This window comes from Aureimonas pseudogalii (genome assembly GCF_014196835.1).
Classification (GTDB): Bacteria; Pseudomonadota; Alphaproteobacteria; order Rhizobiales; family Rhizobiaceae; genus Aureimonas; species Aureimonas pseudogalii.
This window is the reverse complement of sequence record NZ_JACIEK010000011.1, coordinates 74,889-88,719: the sequence shown is the minus strand read 5'-3', so window position 1 is coordinate 88,719 and position 13,831 is coordinate 74,889. Positions and strand designations below refer to the sequence as shown.

Sequence of the window (13,831 nt, the reverse complement as noted above, 5' to 3'; positions counted from 1 at the left end):
AGCGCCGGGCTCATGTCCGATCGTCCCGCCCCCCCCCCGTCCCACGCCCGCCCCGGCTTCCTGCTCGCCGCGCCGCATTCCGGCAGCGGCAAGACGCTGGCGACGCTGGCGCTGCTGCGCTGGCTGGCGCGGCGCGGCGTCGAGGTCGCCCCGGCGAAGGCCGGGCCGGACTATATCGATCCCGCCTTCCACGCGGCGGCAAGCGGACGGTCCAGCGTCAATCTCGACCCGTGGGCGATGCGGCCGGCGCTGCTCCGCCGCCTCGCCGGCAGCGGCGACCGGCCGCTGGTGGTGGAGGGCATGATGGGCCTCTTCGACGGCGCCGCCGACGGCACCGGTTCGGCGGCCGATCTGGCCGTGCTGCTGGGCCTGCCGGTGGTGCTGGTGATCGACTGCGCGCGCCAGTCGCACTCGGTGGCCGCCCTCGTGCGCGGCTTTCGCGACCACCGCGCGGATGTCGTGCTCGGCGGCTTGATCCTCAACCGTGTCGGCAGCGCACGGCATGAGGCGATGCTGCGAGCTGCGCTGGAGCCGCTCGGCCTACCCGTGCTCGTGGCGCTGCCGGCGCGGGCCGATCTCGCATTGCCCGAGCGCCATCTCGGCCTCGTGCAAGCTGGTGAAACCGAGGGGCTGGAGGCCTTTCTCGAGCGTGCGGCGGATGGGATCGGCGAGGGGCTCGACGAGGCGCTGCTGATGCGGCTGCTGGCGGGGCCCGGTCGCGCCGACGCCGACCTTTCAGGCACGCAAGGCACCGGCTCGCCTGCCGCTACGCCGCTCACGCCTCTCGGTCAGCGCATCGCGGTGGCCCGCGACGTCGCGTTTGCGTTCGCCTATCCCCATCTCCTCGACGGCTGGCAGGCGGCGGGAGCGGAGCTTTCCTTCTTCTCGCCGCTCGCCGACGAGGGCCCGGCACCGGATGCCGACGCGGTGTTCCTGCCCGGCGGCTATCCCGAGCTGCATGCCGGGCGTCTCGCCGACGCGGCGGGTTTTCGCGCCGGGGTTCATGCGGCGGCCGTGCGCGGCGCGCGGATCTATGGCGAGTGCGGCGGCTACATGGCGCTCGGCGAGACGCTGGAGGATGCGGACGGGAAGACGCACGCGATGCTCGGCCTCCTGCCGCTCGCGACCTCGTTTCGCCTGCGCCGCCGTCATCTCGGCTATCGCCGCCTCAGCCCGCTCGAAGCCTCGCCCTGGGCCCATCCGCTGACGGCGCACGAGTTCCACTATGCGACTGTCCTGCGCGAGGGCGAGGCCGACCGGCTGTTCGCAGCGCGCGACGCGCTCGGTGCTGATCTCGGCGCGATGGGCCTCGCACGCGGGCGTGTCGCCGGCTCGTTCCTCCACGTCGTCGACCGGGGGGCGGCATGAACGCGGCGCGCCGTCACGGCGGGGCGCTGGATGCCGCGATCGCGCGCTATGGCGGCGTGCGGGCCGACTGGCTGGACCTCTCCACCGGCATCAATCCGGTGGCTCCGCCGCTGCCAGCGCTCGACCCCGAGACGTGGACGCGTCTGCCGGAAGCCGCGCTCGAAGGCGCGGCGAGCAAGGCCGCCCGGCGCTTCTACGCCGCCCCCGGCGAGGCCGGCCTCGTCGCCGCGCCCGGCAGCCAGGCGCTGATCTCGCTGCTGCCGCATCTCCTGCCGCCCGGCCCCGCCGCCGTTCTGGCGCCGACCTATGCCGAGCACGAGAGGGCGTTGCGCGCCGCCGGCCACGAGGTGCGGACGGTTTCGACCCTTGCCGACCTCACGCCGGACATCCGCCTCGCCGTTCTCGCCAACCCCAACAACCCCGACGGCCGCCGCTTCTTGCGCGCTGAGCTTTTGACGCTGGCGGACCGGCTCGCCGCCGCCGGCGGTCACCTCGTCGTGGACGAGGCCTTCATGGACGCCGACACACGTGAAACCTTGGCGGCCGACGCCGGCCGGCCAGGGCTCGCAGTGCTGCGCTCCTTCGGCAAGTTCTTCGGGCTGGCGGGCTTGCGGCTCGGCTTCGCGCTGACGACGCCCGATCTCGCCGCGCGCCTCGACGAGCGGCTCGGCCCCTGGGCGGTGTCGGGCCCGGCGCTGGCGATCGCCGCGCGCTGGATGGCGGACGACGCTCTGGTCGAGGGATTGCGAGAGGGCATCGCCAGCCGCGCCGCGCTGACGCGCACGGCGATCCGCGCGGGCGGGTTGAAGCCGACGGGGGACGCCGCGCTCTTCGCGCTGGTCGAGGCGCCCTTGGCCGGCGCGCTGTTCGAGGCGCTGGCACACCGCCACATCCTGACGCGACCCTTTTCGCTGCGCACCGACTGGCTGCGGCTCGGTTCGGTGCGGAACGAGGGCGAGGCCGCGCGGCTGACGCGGGCGCTGTGCGAGGGGATGGCCGAGGCGCGAAGGACCCAGGGGGAGAGAGTCCGTTGAGCGCGGTCGTGCTGCTCGGCGCCACGCTGATCGACCGGCTCGTCGGCGATCCCGACTGGCTCTGGCGGCGGCTGCCCCATCCCGTGGTCGGCTTCGGCTGGGCCATCGCCGCCACGGAGCGCGGTCTCAACCGGCCGCAATGGCCGCCCCGGTGGCGCAAGGCCTCGGGCATTGCCGCGATCCTCGCGCTCTTGGCGCTTGCCGCCGGGCTGGGGTTCGCAATCGAGGTGGGTTTACGTGGGCTCGGGCCTGCGGGGCTTGCCGCCGAGGCGGTGGTCGCCTCGGTGCTGCTGGCGCAGAAGAGCCTCGCGGATCACGTGCGCCGGGTGGCCGTCGCCCTGGAGACGGGCGGCGTCGAAGCGGGGCGCCGCGCCGTGTCGATGATCGTCGGGCGGGACCCACAGTCGCTCGACGCCGCCGGGGTCGGACGCGCCGCGATCGAGAGCCTCGCCGAGAACGCCTCCGACGGCGTCGTCGCGCCCTGGCTCTTCCTCGTGCTCTTCGGCCTGCCCGGCCTGATGGCCTACAAGATGCTGAACACCGCCGACTCGATGATCGGGCACCTCGACGCGCGCTATCGCGAGTTCGGCTATGGCGCCGCGCGGCTCGACGATCTCGCCAACTGGCCGGCGGCGCGGTTGACGGCCGGGCTCTTCGCGCTCGCCGCCCTCCTGCGGCGAGGCCGTACCGCCGCCCGCGGGGCTCTCCATGCCGCCCGCCGCGACGCGCCGCACCACCGCTCGCCCAATGCCGGCTGGCCGGAGGGCGCGATGGCCGGCGCGCTCGGCCTCGCGCTCGGCGGGCCCCGGCGCTACGGCGAACTCGTGGTGGACGCGCCGATGCTCAACGCGGCCGGCCGGCGTGAGGCCGGCACGGGTGACATCGCGGACGCACTCGCGCTGTTCGGATGCGTCGGCGACACGCTGCTGGCGGCGAGCGTCCTGGCCGTGGTCCTCGTCGCCGTGCTCTGACGACGCGTGGAGACGGACGACGCTCAGGCCGGGCCGGCGACGCCGGCTTGCGTGAACGTCGCCATGCCCGTGTGGCAGGCGACCGCCGCCTTCACCACCGCCGCGGCCATGGCCGCGCCCGTGCCCTCGCCGAGCCGCATGCCGAGCGCCAGCACGGGCACCTTGCCCATCGCCTGAAGGGCACGCTGGTGGCCGGTCTCGGCCGAGACGTGGCCGAACAGGCAATGGTCGAGGGCGGAGCGATCCATGGCGAAGAGAACGGCGGCGGCGGCGGTCGCCACGAACCCGTCGACGATCACCGGCACGCGCTGCTGGCGCGCCGCGAGGATCGCGCCCGCCATCGCCGCGATCTCGCGCCCGCCGAGGCGCCGCAGCACCTCCAGCGGATCGCCGAGATGCGGCGCGTGGAGATCGAGCGCCTCCTGCACGACCGCGGCCTTGGCGCGGATGCCGGCGGCGTCGTGGCCGGTGCCGGCGCCCGTCCACTCGGCCGCCGTGCCGCCGAAGAGCGCGGCGAAGATCGCGGCGGCCACCGCCGTGTTGCCGATGCCCATCTCGCCGATGCACAGGAGATCGGGCTCGCCGGCGAGGCACTCCATGCCGAAGGCCATGGTCGCCGCGCAGTCCTTTTCAGAGAGCGCGGCCTCGCGGCTGATGTCGCCGGTGGGATAGTCGAGCGCGAGGTCGAAGACCTTGAGGCCGAGGTCGAAGGTGGCGCAGAGCTGGTTGATCGCCGCGCCCCCCGCAGCGAAATTCTCCACCATCGCCTGCGTCACCGACGAGGGATAGGCCGAGACGCCGCGCGCCGCCACGCCATGATTGCCGGCGAACACCGCCACCACCGGCCGGTCGACGCTGGGCGCGCGCCCCTGCCAGGCCGCCATCCATTCGGCGATTTCCTCCAGCCGGCCGAGGCTGCCCGAGGGCTTCGTCAACTCCTCCTGCCGGTGGCGGGCGTCGTGGCGCGCACGCACATCCGGGCCGGGCATGGAGGCGATGAGCGCGCGAATATCGTCGAAGGGCAGGCCGGTGGCGGACATGGGGCACGTCTCTCGAAGGGTTTCGCGACGCGAGCCGCGGGAGTGTTCCGCGTCATAGGAAGAAAGCCGGGCCGGCGCAAACCGAGGTGCATGGCGACGGGGCCGGCTTCGCGGGGCCCTCGTTCGTCGCTCCCGCTCGCGATGGCGACGAATCGCGCGGGCTCGGGCATGGTCGCGCGATGATCGCGTTCCTCCATTCCGTCTTGCGGGCCACCGCCTTTCTCACCCGGCTGCCGCCGGCCGCGCGCGCCTTTGCCGGCGGGCCGTACCCACTCGGGCGCGATGCCCCGGCGTTTCCCGTGGCCGGGCTGGTGGCCGCCCTGCTGCCGGCCGGCCTCCTCATCGTCCTCTGCCGGCTCGGGCTGGATCCTCTGGCGGCCGCCGCCTTTGCGGTGCTCACGCTGGTGGCCTTGACCGGGGCGCTGCACGAGGACGGGCTCGGCGACACCGCCGACGGGCTGTTCGGCCACCGCGACGCCGAGGCCGCGCTCGCCATCATGAAGGACAGCCGCATCGGCACCTATGGCGCGCTGGCGCTGATGGGCTCGCTCCTCCTGCGGATCACGCTCGTTGCCGATCTTGCAGTACGCCAGCCGACCGTGGGAGCGCTGGCGATGCTGGGCGCGGCGGCCGCCAGTCGCGGGGCGATGGCCTGGCTCTGGTCGGCGCTGCCGACGGCCGATCGCGGCGGGCTCGCCGACCGCGTGGGGCGACCGGGACCGGCCGCTGGGCGCCGCGCGGCGCTTCTCGGCGCGGCGCTCGCCGTGCTGACGGGGGCAGCGGCGGGCGTGCTGGCAGCGGGGGAGGGGGCGAGCCTCGAAGCCGCGGCGGTGCGGGGCGTGGGCGCGGCGTTTCTCGGCCTCGCGTTCGCGCTTCTCGTGCTGTTTCGGCTGGCGGGCATCCTGATGCGCCGTCTCGGCGGCCAGACCGGCGACACGCTCGGCGCCGCCCAGCAACTCACCGAGATCGCGCTGCTTCTGGGGTTCGCGCTCGCTCTGCCCTGACGGCGCGATCCGGCACGCGCGGCAGCGGATCGAACGTCGTCTCGACCGGCCAGATCCGTCAGCCGGCGCGCCGGGTCTCCGGCGAGGCGAGCACCCCGAGATCGTCCTCCAGCGGGCGGCCGATGCCGAGATAGCCGAAGCCGTAGGGCGCCACCTCGTCGCGGCTGTAGACGTTGCGCAGATCCACGAGCAGCGGCGTGCGCATCACGCCCGCGAGGCGGCGGAAGTCGAGGGCGCGGAAGGCGTTCCACTCGGTCACGATGACGAGCGCGTCGGCCCCTTCCGCGATGTCGTAGGGGCCGGTGCCGAAGGTGACGCCCTCCAGCATGGGGCGGGCGTTCTCGATCCCCTCGGGGTCGTAGGCCGAGACCTGCGCCCCCGCGTCGCGCAGCGCCTGGATGATCGAGATCGCGGGCGAATCGCGCATGTCGTCGGTGTTGGGCTTGAAGGTCAGGCCGAGGATGGCGATCGTCTTGCCGCGCACGTCGCCGCCGAAGGCCGCGATCACCTTGCGGGCCATGGCGCGCTTGCGCGTGTCGTTGATCGCGACGGTGGTCTCGATGAGGCGCACGGGCGAGCCGTGGTCCTGCGCGGTCTTGACGAGGGCCAGCGTGTCCTTCGGAAAGCACGAGCCGCCATAGCCGGGGCCGGCATGGAGGAACTTCGAGCCGATGCGATTGTCGAGCCCGATGCCGCGCGCCACCTCCTGCACGTCGGCGCCGACGCTCTCGCAGAGATCGGCCATCTCGTTGATGAAGGTGATCTTCATGGCGAGAAAGGCGTTGCCGGCATACTTGATGAGCTCCGACGTGCGGCGCGTCGTGAAGAGCAGCGGCGAGCGGTTGAGGTAGAGCGGCCGGTAGACCTCCTCCATCACCTCGCGCGCGCGCTCGTCCGAGAGGCCCACCACGATGCGGTCGGGCCGGCGGAAGTCCTCGATCGCGGCGCCCTCGCGCAGGAACTCGGGGTTGGAGACCACCGCGATGTCGGCCTCCGGATTGGTCTCACGCATGATGCGCTCGATCTCGTCGCCCGTGCCCACCGGCACGGTGGACTTGGTGACCACCACCGTGAAGCCCTTGACGCCGAGGGCGATCTCGCGCGCCGCGGCATAGACGTAGGAGAGATCGGCATGGCCGTCGCCGCGGCGCGAGGGTGTTCCGACCGCGATGAAGACGACGTCGGCCTCCGTGAGGCCGCTTGAGAGATCGGTGGTGAAGGTGAGGCGCCCCGAGCGCCGGTTCTGCGCCACGATCGCGTCGAGCCCGGGCTCGAAGATCGGGATCTTGCCCTCCTCCAGCGCCCGGATCTTGGCCTCGTCCTTGTCGACGCAGATCACGTCGTGGCCGAAATCGGCGAAGCAGGTTCCCGAGACGAGGCCCACATAGCCGCTGCCGATCATCGTAATGCGCATGAGATCACCTTGAAGTCCTGTCCTGCGACGGGCGTCGCCGGCGGGTTTGGCCGGCCGCCGGGCCGGTGACGATGGTGGATGAGCCCTCGTGGGGCGCCGCATTCGCGGGAGGTCGGGAACGATCCACGGAACGAAACCGCGAGGCCGGCCGACGCGAGCCCACGCCGCGGCAGGGCGGCGGCGCTACCGGTCACACCAGTTCGCCGGCGCGGTTGTCGGCCTTCCAGCGGCGGATCGCCTCGTCGAGATCGGTGTCGAAGCGGTAGCCGGCGGCGTTCAGCCAACCCGGCTCCACGCGGGTCGAGAGCACCAGCTTGGCGATCCGCTCGCGGTTGATGGAGTTGCGAAGACCCACCTTGTCGAGCATTTCGAAGGGCATCGCCGCGCCGTTCATCAGGCTCTGCGGAATGAGCCCGCGCGGGGCGGGCAGCTGCGCCACCCGCTCGAAGGCCTGGCAGATCTCCTCGATCGTGTAGGCGTGCGGATAGCAGAAATTGTAGAGGATGCTCGGCTCCTCGCGGGCCACCGCGAAGCGCATCGTTTCCACGAGCTCGCCCACATAGCCGCAGCTCTTGATCGTGTCCTTGCGGCCGGGATAGACGAACACGCCCTTGCGCAGCGTGGCCGCGAGGCGGGTGAAGTTGCCACGCTCGCCCTTGCCGAAGATCACGGCGGGCCGCGCCACCACGAGGCGCCGGCCCTCGCCGCTCGCCTGCCACTCGCGGTGCACCCTCTCGGCCAGCAGCTTGGAGCGGCCGTAGTCGGAGGTCGGCGTCGGGTTCGTGGTCTCGCTTTTCAGGTCCTCGCCCGGCCCGTAGATCGCGATCGAAGAGGTGAAGACCAGGACGGGAACGCCGTTCCGGCGGGCGAAGTCGCAGATCTCGACGGCGCCGCCGACATTCGTCTCGTAATATTCGTGCGGTTCGTGACCGGGCGTGCGGTGCACCGCGGCGAGATTGTAGGCTTGCGCGAAGTCGGTGCCGACGCTGTCGGGCACGGGGCGGCGCAGGTCGTGCGAGTGGTAGTCGACGCCCTCGACGGGCTCGGCCGGGGGCGCCATGTCGACGCTGACGAGGCGGCCGTATTCGCCGGTGGCGGCGAGGCGGCGCAGGAGATGGGTTCCGATGAACCCGGCCCCTCCAAAGACGATGGCGTTCTTCATCCGGCTGGCTCGGCTCCTGCCCACGGACCCCTCGCACATGGCCGTTCGCACGGCGGGCGGCAGGCCCGTGATCCTTCTGTCTTTCGCACTGCAACCGATAGGCAAGATGCCGACCGGAGGCAAGCCATGCTCCGGTATCCTTACCGATTTCTCTCGCCTGTCGATTTTGGTTCATACAAATTGAAGCAAGTCGGACGACCTCTCGTTCACCATTGACCGAAGTATCACGGCAAATCCGGCTTCGAAATGCAAGTCTCGGCTGCGGGGAACTGTTCGGAAACCCGGCTTGACTACAGATGAACGTCGAAGGTGACGGTTCTGCACTGTCACGATCCGTTAGGCATTGGGTTCGCCCGGTGCGGACACAGCAAGGAGACTTCCCATGGCCCGCAACGCTTCTCCTGCCATCATCAGTCTGGTGGCGCCCCGCGCCGAGTTCCGCGGCGTTCGTCGGCGCGACGATCGGCTGCGCCCAGCCCGCGGCATCCTTCTCGGCCTCGGCATTTCCTCGGTCCTCTGGGCCGCGCTGGCCAGCGTCGTCCTGTTCTAGGCGCAACCCGAGCGGGGGGGCGCCCAAGCCCGTCCGGTCTCGCCGCCTGCCGGCGAAGACGCATCCACCCGGCGATCCCGGAAGCGCCGGCCCCCGCGCCTAGCGCAGCGTCCCGCGAGACGCGAGATAGGCGAGAACCTCTTCGGCCAGCGCCTCCGGCGTCGAGCCGCCCGTCGCCAGGCGGATCTCGGGCGAAAGCGGCGGCTCGTAGGGGCTGTCCAGCCCCGTGAAATTGCGGATCTCGCCGGCCCGGGCGCGGCGATAGAGCCCCTTGGGATCGCGCGCCTCGGCCACGGCCAGCGGCGTGTCGACGAAGATCTCCACGAACTCGCCCTCGCCCATCAGCGCGCGCGCCATCGCCCGGTCGGCCCGGAAGGGCGAGATGAAGGACGCGAGAACGATCAGCCCGGCGTCGAGCATCAGCCGCGCCGTCTCCGCCACGCGGCGGATGTTCTCCACCCGGTCGGCCTCGGTGAAGCCGAGGTCGCGGTTCAGCCCGTGGCGCACGTTGTCGCCGTCGAGCAGATAGGTGTGGCGCCCCACGGAAAACAGCGCACGCTCGAGCGCGTTGGCGATCGCCGACTTGCCGGCGCCCGACAATCCCGTGAACCAAAGGCAGACCGGCACCTGCCCCTTGATCTCGGCCCGCGCCGCCCGGTCGATGTCCACCGCCTGCCAATGGATGTTGGTGGCGCGCCGCAGCCCGAAGGCGATGCGCCCCGTGCCGAGGATCGCGTCGCCACTGAGCGCGCGGATGGTCAGCGCGCCGGTCGCCTCGTTCTCGGTGAACGGGTCGAAGGCGAGGGCGCGGGCGAAGGTGAGGTTGACCCGCGCCGTCTCCCCGGTGCCGACGATCTTGCCGGCCAGGGCTTGGCCGCTCCGCGGGTCGATGCGGTGGCGGATCTCGGTGACGCTGCCCGTCGCCGTCTGCGCGCCCACCGTGAAGGAGAGGTTGCGGCCGGGGATCAGCGGTCCCTCGCCCCGCCAGTCGATGTCGGCCGCCACCTGATCGGCCACCGCCGGCCGCCGATCGGCGCCGGCGACGAGATCGCCGGGTGTGAGGCTCCAGGCGTCGTCGAGACCGAGAACCACGTGGTCGCCGACCTGCGCGGCGTCGAGCGGTTCACCGGCGCCGTTGCGCAGCGACGTGACGCCCGCGGTGCGCCCGGAGGTGGCGGCGACGAGCCGGTCTCCGGCGGCGACGCGGCCGGAGAGAACCCGCCCCTCGATCTCCGGCCCACGCGAGGCGGAGATGGCGAGGCGAAACGGAGCGGCGGTGGCGGGATCGCTCATCGGAACCGGGGCGGCTGCGGCACGGGGGCGGGGCGAGGGTGTGTCACGGGATGCGCGTCCTTGAAGGCGACCGGGTGCGAAGAGACTAGAGCGTTTCCCGGCGAAGCGCAGGGGCGTCGCCGCACGGTGAGGAAGCGAGGCACCGCGAGCGGCGAGGTCGCTCGGATCGGGCGAATGCTAGACGGCGGCCGCGCTCGCCGGCGTCGGGGCGAGCCAGCGTTCGCCGGCTGGATCGCCGAAGGCCAGGAAATGCGGATTGGCGTAGTCGGCCTCGTCCAACTGGCGGCGCTTGCCGTAGCGCAGCGGCGCGCCGTCGAGCGTCACCACGCGCCCGCCGGCCGCGCGCAGCACCGCGTCGCCCGCCGCCGTGTCCCATTCCATGGTCCGGCCGAGGCGGGGATAGACGTCGGCCTCGCCTGCTGCGAGGAGACAGAACTTCAGCGAGGATCCGCGCGACACCGTCTGCGTGATCGCGTGGCTTGCGAGCCAGGCGCTCGTCTCGGGCGTCGGGTGCGAGCGCGAGGCGACGGCGACGGGCCGGGCGGGTGCAGTGCGCACGGCGATCGGGTGCAGCGGCCCGGCGTGTCCGCCTTCCACCGCGGTTTCGAAGGCCCGGCCGGCCTCGCCGAGGAAGAGGCGCCCGCAGACCGGCGCGAAGACGATCCCGGCGACCGGCACGCCGTCCTCGATCAACGCGATGTTGACCGTGAAGTCGCCGTTGCGCCCGACGAATTCGCGGGTCCCGTCGAGCGGATCGACCAGGAAGAAGCGCGTGGACTCCGCCGTCGGCAGGCGCCCGGCCTCCGCTTCCTCCTCGGCCACCACCGGGATGGCGGGATCGAAGCGGCGCAGCGCCGCGAGAATGACGGCCTCCGCCTCGCGGTCGGCCTCCGTGACCGGCGAGCCGTCGGCCTTGGCGGTCGCGGGGGTGCCGGCCTCGTAGTGGTGCAGGATCACCGCGCCGGCCGCAAGGGCCGCCTGGAGGAGCGTGTCGAGGAGAGGGGACATGGCAACTCGCGGGAAACGGGAGGGCGACGGGGCTCGCCTCCGCCCTTACGCCAGTCGCTACCCGGTGGCGAGACCGCAGGCGGGATGGCAGCGCCGCGCCCAGGCTGCGCCGCCATCGCCCCCATGGAAACGCCGTCCGGCGAAACCGGACGGCGTGATGGTCTCGACATTCGGCGATGGGCTGGGGCGGCGGCTCAGCAGCTGCCGTTGCGGCGCAGCACCACGCCCACGGTCTTGAACAGAATGGCGAGGTCGAGCGGCACCGACCAGTTGCGCACGTAGAACGTGTCGAACTTCACCCGCGAGGCGTAGGTGGCGTCGGAGCGCCCGTTCACCTGCCACATGCCGGTGACGCCGGGGCGCACGCGCTTGTAGGCCGAGAAGCGGTGCGAGTAGCGGTAGATCTCCTCGTCGACGATCGGGCGCGGGCCGACGAGGCTCATGTCGCCCTTCAGCACGTTGAAGAGCTGCGGCAGCTCGTCGAGCGAGGTCTCGCGCAGGATGCGGCCGAGACGCGTGACGCGCGGATCGTTGCGCAGCTTCTGGCTCGTCTCCCACTCGGCACGGGCCACCGGGTCGCTCTGCAGCAGGCGCTGCAGCAGCTCGGCCGAGTTGGTCGCCATCGAGCGGAACTTGAAGCAGTGGAAATGCCGCCCCTCGAAGCCGACGCGCTTGTGGCCGAAGAACACCGGACCGGGATCGGTCAGCTTCATCAGGACCACGATCATCAGCATCAGCGGGCTGAGAACGATCAGCGCGAGAAGGGCGATCGTCACGTCGATGGCCCGCTTCGCCCCCCCGCCGACGGGGAGGTCGCCGACCGCCGTCACTTCGGTCTGGCGCAGCAATGTCGAGATCTTGACCATGGGAACGCACCGACGGGGAGAGCAATTGGGTGCGAGCGGTAGAGCAAGGGTTCAGGGGCCGCAATCGCAACCCGAGACGGCTTGCCCCACACGTTACAGAGCGCGAACGCGAGGCACGTGCCGCCGAATTCCCGATCTATTGGCTGACCCGTAGTAGAGCGGCGTCTTCGCTGCGGGCGACGCGGCCGCCTCGCGGGAATGGGACGACCGAGCCCGGGATCTCAAGGTTTACGAAAGATGAACCGCTCGCGTCGAACACTATCCTTCGTAAGATGGCGGGCGGACGATGGTCTGCTGTCCGCACGGCGGCGGACCGAAGGATCTCCTCCCGGTGCGGCCGATACGGCGCCGTATCGGCCGCACCGGACGCCGTCATTTCAGTGCAGCACGGACGAATGCGGCCTTGTCGACGTCCCGGACCCGCCCGGAGACGCGCGGAAGGGGAGGGCCGTGGAAGGGAGGCGTGGCGCGACCGGAAATAGTTGGGAATACTGATCATTAAAAGGGGAGGCATGGTTTCCCGACTCACGACCCGCATACGCCGTTCTCTCGCAGCGCAGCATAACGTGATCGAAGAAATATAACGTGATCGATTGCCTGTTGCGGATCGGCATCAGACACACCGCGAAAGGACGATGGATCGGTCCCCCATGGAACCTTCCCGCCCCGATCTCCATCGAAAATGCCGCGTAGGTCCCCGCGTCAGAAGAGATCGAGGTCGCCGTCCGTGTCCGGGGCCGCCTCGGCGCCGGGATCGAACAGCGTGCGCCGCAGCTCGGAGAGACGCACGTTTTCGGCAAGCGGCGCGGGATCGCGCATCGGCGCGTCCGGCGCGGCGCCGGGGGGCGGCGCGAGAGCCCCGAGCAGGCCGGCGATCTCGTCGAGAACCTGCGAGGCCGTGTCGATCGTCTGCGCGAGCCGCACCGCCTCCGGTGTCTCGGCGCCGTCCGTCAGGGCGTGCAGCGAGCGCACGGCGTCGGCCTGACGGGCGAGCTCGGCGCTGATCCGCTCCAGAAGCTGGCCGGGGGTGGTTGCGGGCAGGGCGTCATCGCTCATGGGGTCGTCTCCGGCGGCGGGTGGAGAATGAGATGGGTTCGCGCGCGCCGGGAATGGAGCCCGGCGTGCGCGAACCGCGAAAAGACGGGCGGGCGGCCGGGGGGAGGAGATCTCCGGTCCGGCGGCGAACTCTAGAAGAACTCGACCTCGCCGAGGTCGGCGAGCGCCGGGCGCGGCGGCGGCGCCGGGGGCGGCGGCTCGTTGGCGAGCGCGATCTGGCGGGCCCGCCCGCTCGTCGGCCAGAACTCGACGCGCCGCGCGCTCGTGCCGCCGAGGCTGCCGCCGAGGAGCGGGATGTTCTCCATCGCCAGGAAGCCCTTGGCGAAGGTGGCGTTGGCCTCGCCGATGTCGCCGCGCGTCGCGCCGATGCGCGACCCCCCGAAGAGCTTGGCCTCGAGGCGTCCGCGCTTGGCGCCGCGCGCCAGCAGCCCGTTCACCAGCACCTCCATGAGGAAGGCGCCGTAGCGCTCGGCCGCGCCCGCCCCGGTGCCGCCCTCGCCCGAAAGCAGGAAGTGGTTCATGCCCCCGGTGCGGGCCGTGCGATCGAAGATGCAGGCGGCCACGCACGAGCCCAGAACGGTGGTCAGCACGAGATGCGCGTCGCTTTCGATGCGCGTCTCGCCCTCTCCGACATGGACCCGGGTCTCCGCCTGCACTGTGCTCATTGAATGTTGCCGGTGACCGCCTGGATCGCCTTCTGCAGGGCCGCCGGCTGCACGGGCTTGGGCAGGTAGTTGTTGACCCCGAGCTTCACCGCCTGCTGCAGCACCGTGCGGTCTCCCGAGCCGGTGAGCAGGATGAAGGGCGTGATGCGCGTCGCGGGGAAGGTGCGGATCGCCTGCAGCAGCTGCAGCCCGTTGAGCTTGGGCATGTTGTAGTCGGAGATGACGATGTGGGCGGGGCTCGACATCATCATCTTCAACGCCTCTTCGCCGTCCTTGGCGAAGGGAATGTTGGCGAAGCCGATCTGCTGGAGCGCGTCCCGCATGAGCAGCCGGCTCGTGGTCTGGTCGTCGACGATCAGGATCTTGATCGTTTGCTTGGTCAGCGACATGGCTGTTCTTT

Annotated in this window: 14 protein-coding genes; 5 read left to right on the top strand and 9 right to left on the bottom strand. The window is 71.5% G+C overall.

The genetic code is table 11. The features are described 5' to 3' along the window. Positions 1-12 precede the first annotated feature (12 nt). From GGR04_RS17350 to cbiB, 3 genes are read left to right on the top strand one after another with little or no spacing between them, the layout of a single operon-like run. Positions 13-1,368 (top strand): cobyrinic acid a,c-diamide synthase CobB, encoded by a 1,356-nt coding sequence (locus GGR04_RS17350; protein WP_183201197.1) that lies wholly within the window; start codon positions 13-15, stop codon positions 1,366-1,368. Further along, positions 1,365-2,402 carry a threonine-phosphate decarboxylase CobD gene (gene cobD, locus GGR04_RS17345; RefSeq protein WP_183201196.1) on the top strand — a complete coding sequence of 346 codons (1,038 nt, stop codon included), beginning with the start codon at positions 1,365-1,367 and terminating at the stop codon, positions 2,400-2,402. Before GGR04_RS17350 ends, cobD begins: the two co-directional genes overlap by 4 nt. Further along, positions 2,399-3,373 carry an adenosylcobinamide-phosphate synthase CbiB gene (cbiB, locus tag GGR04_RS17340; protein ID WP_183201195.1) on the top strand — a complete coding sequence of 325 codons (975 nt, stop codon included), beginning with the start codon at positions 2,399-2,401 and terminating at the stop codon, positions 3,371-3,373. Before cobD ends, cbiB begins: the two co-directional genes overlap by 4 nt. Positions 3,374-3,396: 23 nt before the next feature. Here cbiB and cobT read toward each other — a convergent pair whose 3' ends face one another. Further along, positions 3,397-4,413, bottom strand: coding sequence for a nicotinate-nucleotide--dimethylbenzimidazole phosphoribosyltransferase (gene cobT, locus GGR04_RS17335; protein WP_183201194.1), 1,017 nt, complete (start codon positions 4,411-4,413; stop codon positions 3,397-3,399). Between the two features lie 179 nt (positions 4,414-4,592). On the opposite strand from cobT, the gene GGR04_RS17330 reads away from it, so the two are divergent. Next, positions 4,593-5,417, top strand: a complete 825-nt coding sequence (locus GGR04_RS17330) for an adenosylcobinamide-GDP ribazoletransferase (RefSeq protein WP_183201193.1) — start codon at positions 4,593-4,595, stop codon at positions 5,415-5,417. Positions 5,418-5,475: 58 nt separating this feature from the next. On the opposite strand, the gene GGR04_RS17325 is transcribed toward GGR04_RS17330, so the two are convergent. Together GGR04_RS17325 and GGR04_RS17320 are read right to left on the bottom strand one after the other, a co-directional pair. After that, positions 5,476-6,831, bottom strand: coding sequence for a UDP-glucose dehydrogenase family protein (locus GGR04_RS17325; RefSeq protein ID WP_183201192.1), 1,356 nt, complete (start codon positions 6,829-6,831; stop codon positions 5,476-5,478). 190 nt (positions 6,832-7,021) lie between these two features. Continuing rightward, a complete protein-coding gene (locus tag GGR04_RS17320) occupies positions 7,022-7,993 on the bottom strand; it encodes an NAD-dependent epimerase/dehydratase family protein (protein WP_183201191.1) in 972 nt (323 codons plus the stop codon). A 382-nt stretch (positions 7,994-8,375) separates the two neighbouring features. Between GGR04_RS17320 and GGR04_RS17315 the strand changes: the two genes are divergently transcribed. Beyond that, positions 8,376-8,543: a hypothetical protein gene (locus GGR04_RS17315; RefSeq protein WP_183201190.1), complete on the top strand. Its 168-nt coding sequence runs from the start codon at positions 8,376-8,378 to the stop codon at positions 8,541-8,543. A 99-nt stretch (positions 8,544-8,642) separates the two neighbouring features. Here GGR04_RS17315 and cysC read toward each other — a convergent pair whose 3' ends face one another. The 6 genes from cysC to GGR04_RS17285 all read right to left on the bottom strand — a co-directional run bounded on the left by cysC (position 8,643) and on the right by GGR04_RS17285 (position 13,820). Continuing rightward, positions 8,643-9,836: an adenylyl-sulfate kinase gene (gene cysC / locus GGR04_RS17310; RefSeq protein WP_183201189.1), complete on the bottom strand. Its 1,194-nt coding sequence runs from the start codon at positions 9,834-9,836 to the stop codon at positions 8,643-8,645. A 177-nt stretch (positions 9,837-10,013) separates the two neighbouring features. Continuing rightward, on the bottom strand, positions 10,014-10,844 hold the full coding sequence (gene cysQ, locus GGR04_RS17305) for a 3'(2'),5'-bisphosphate nucleotidase CysQ (protein WP_183201188.1): 831 nt from the start codon (positions 10,842-10,844) through the stop codon (positions 10,014-10,016). Positions 10,845-11,038: 194 nt separating this feature from the next. Continuing rightward, a complete protein-coding gene (locus tag GGR04_RS17300) occupies positions 11,039-11,710 on the bottom strand; it encodes a sugar transferase (RefSeq protein ID WP_183201187.1) in 672 nt (223 codons plus the stop codon). A 702-nt stretch (positions 11,711-12,412) separates the two neighbouring features. Further along, entirely contained in the window at positions 12,413-12,766 is a 354-nt protein-coding gene (locus GGR04_RS17295) for a DUF8776 family protein (protein ID WP_183201186.1), read from the bottom strand. A 131-nt stretch (positions 12,767-12,897) separates the two neighbouring features. Next, positions 12,898-13,431, bottom strand: a complete 534-nt coding sequence (locus GGR04_RS17290; RefSeq protein WP_183201185.1) for a chemotaxis protein CheD — start codon at positions 13,429-13,431, stop codon at positions 12,898-12,900. Then, a complete protein-coding gene (locus GGR04_RS17285) occupies positions 13,428-13,820 on the bottom strand; it encodes a response regulator (RefSeq protein WP_183201184.1) in 393 nt (130 codons plus the stop codon). The genes GGR04_RS17290 and GGR04_RS17285 overlap by 4 nt, the downstream gene beginning before the upstream one ends. Between the last annotated feature and the right edge of the window lie 11 nt (positions 13,821-13,831).

Bases quoted from the DNA above. Each gene is read 5' to 3' on its own strand.
- GGR04_RS17350 (WP_183201197.1), top strand. From the start codon at position 13: ATGTCCGATCGTCCCGCCCCCCCCCCGTCCCACGCCCGCCCCGGCTTC.
- cobD (WP_183201196.1), top strand. From the start codon at position 1,365: ATGAACGCGGCGCGCCGTCACGGCGGGGCGCTGGATGCCGCGATCGCG.
- cobT (WP_183201194.1), bottom strand. From the start codon at position 4,413: ATGTCCGCCACCGGCCTGCCCTTCGACGATATTCGCGCGCTCATCGCC.
- GGR04_RS17330 (WP_183201193.1), top strand. From the start codon at position 4,593: ATGATCGCGTTCCTCCATTCCGTCTTGCGGGCCACCGCCTTTCTCACC.
- GGR04_RS17325 (WP_183201192.1), bottom strand. From the start codon at position 6,831: ATGCGCATTACGATGATCGGCAGCGGCTATGTGGGCCTCGTCTCGGGA.
- GGR04_RS17320 (WP_183201191.1), bottom strand. From the start codon at position 7,993: ATGAAGAACGCCATCGTCTTTGGAGGGGCCGGGTTCATCGGAACCCAT.
- GGR04_RS17315 (WP_183201190.1), top strand. From the start codon at position 8,376: ATGGCCCGCAACGCTTCTCCTGCCATCATCAGTCTGGTGGCGCCCCGC.
- cysC (WP_183201189.1), bottom strand. From the start codon at position 9,836: ATGAGCGATCCCGCCACCGCCGCTCCGTTTCGCCTCGCCATCTCCGCC.
- cysQ (WP_183201188.1), bottom strand. From the start codon at position 10,844: ATGTCCCCTCTCCTCGACACGCTCCTCCAGGCGGCCCTTGCGGCCGGC.
- GGR04_RS17300 (WP_183201187.1), bottom strand. From the start codon at position 11,710: ATGGTCAAGATCTCGACATTGCTGCGCCAGACCGAAGTGACGGCGGTC.
- GGR04_RS17295 (WP_183201186.1), bottom strand. From the start codon at position 12,766: ATGAGCGATGACGCCCTGCCCGCAACCACCCCCGGCCAGCTTCTGGAG.
- GGR04_RS17290 (WP_183201185.1), bottom strand. From the start codon at position 13,431: ATGAGCACAGTGCAGGCGGAGACCCGGGTCCATGTCGGAGAGGGCGAG.
- GGR04_RS17285 (WP_183201184.1), bottom strand. From the start codon at position 13,820: ATGTCGCTGACCAAGCAAACGATCAAGATCCTGATCGTCGACGACCAG.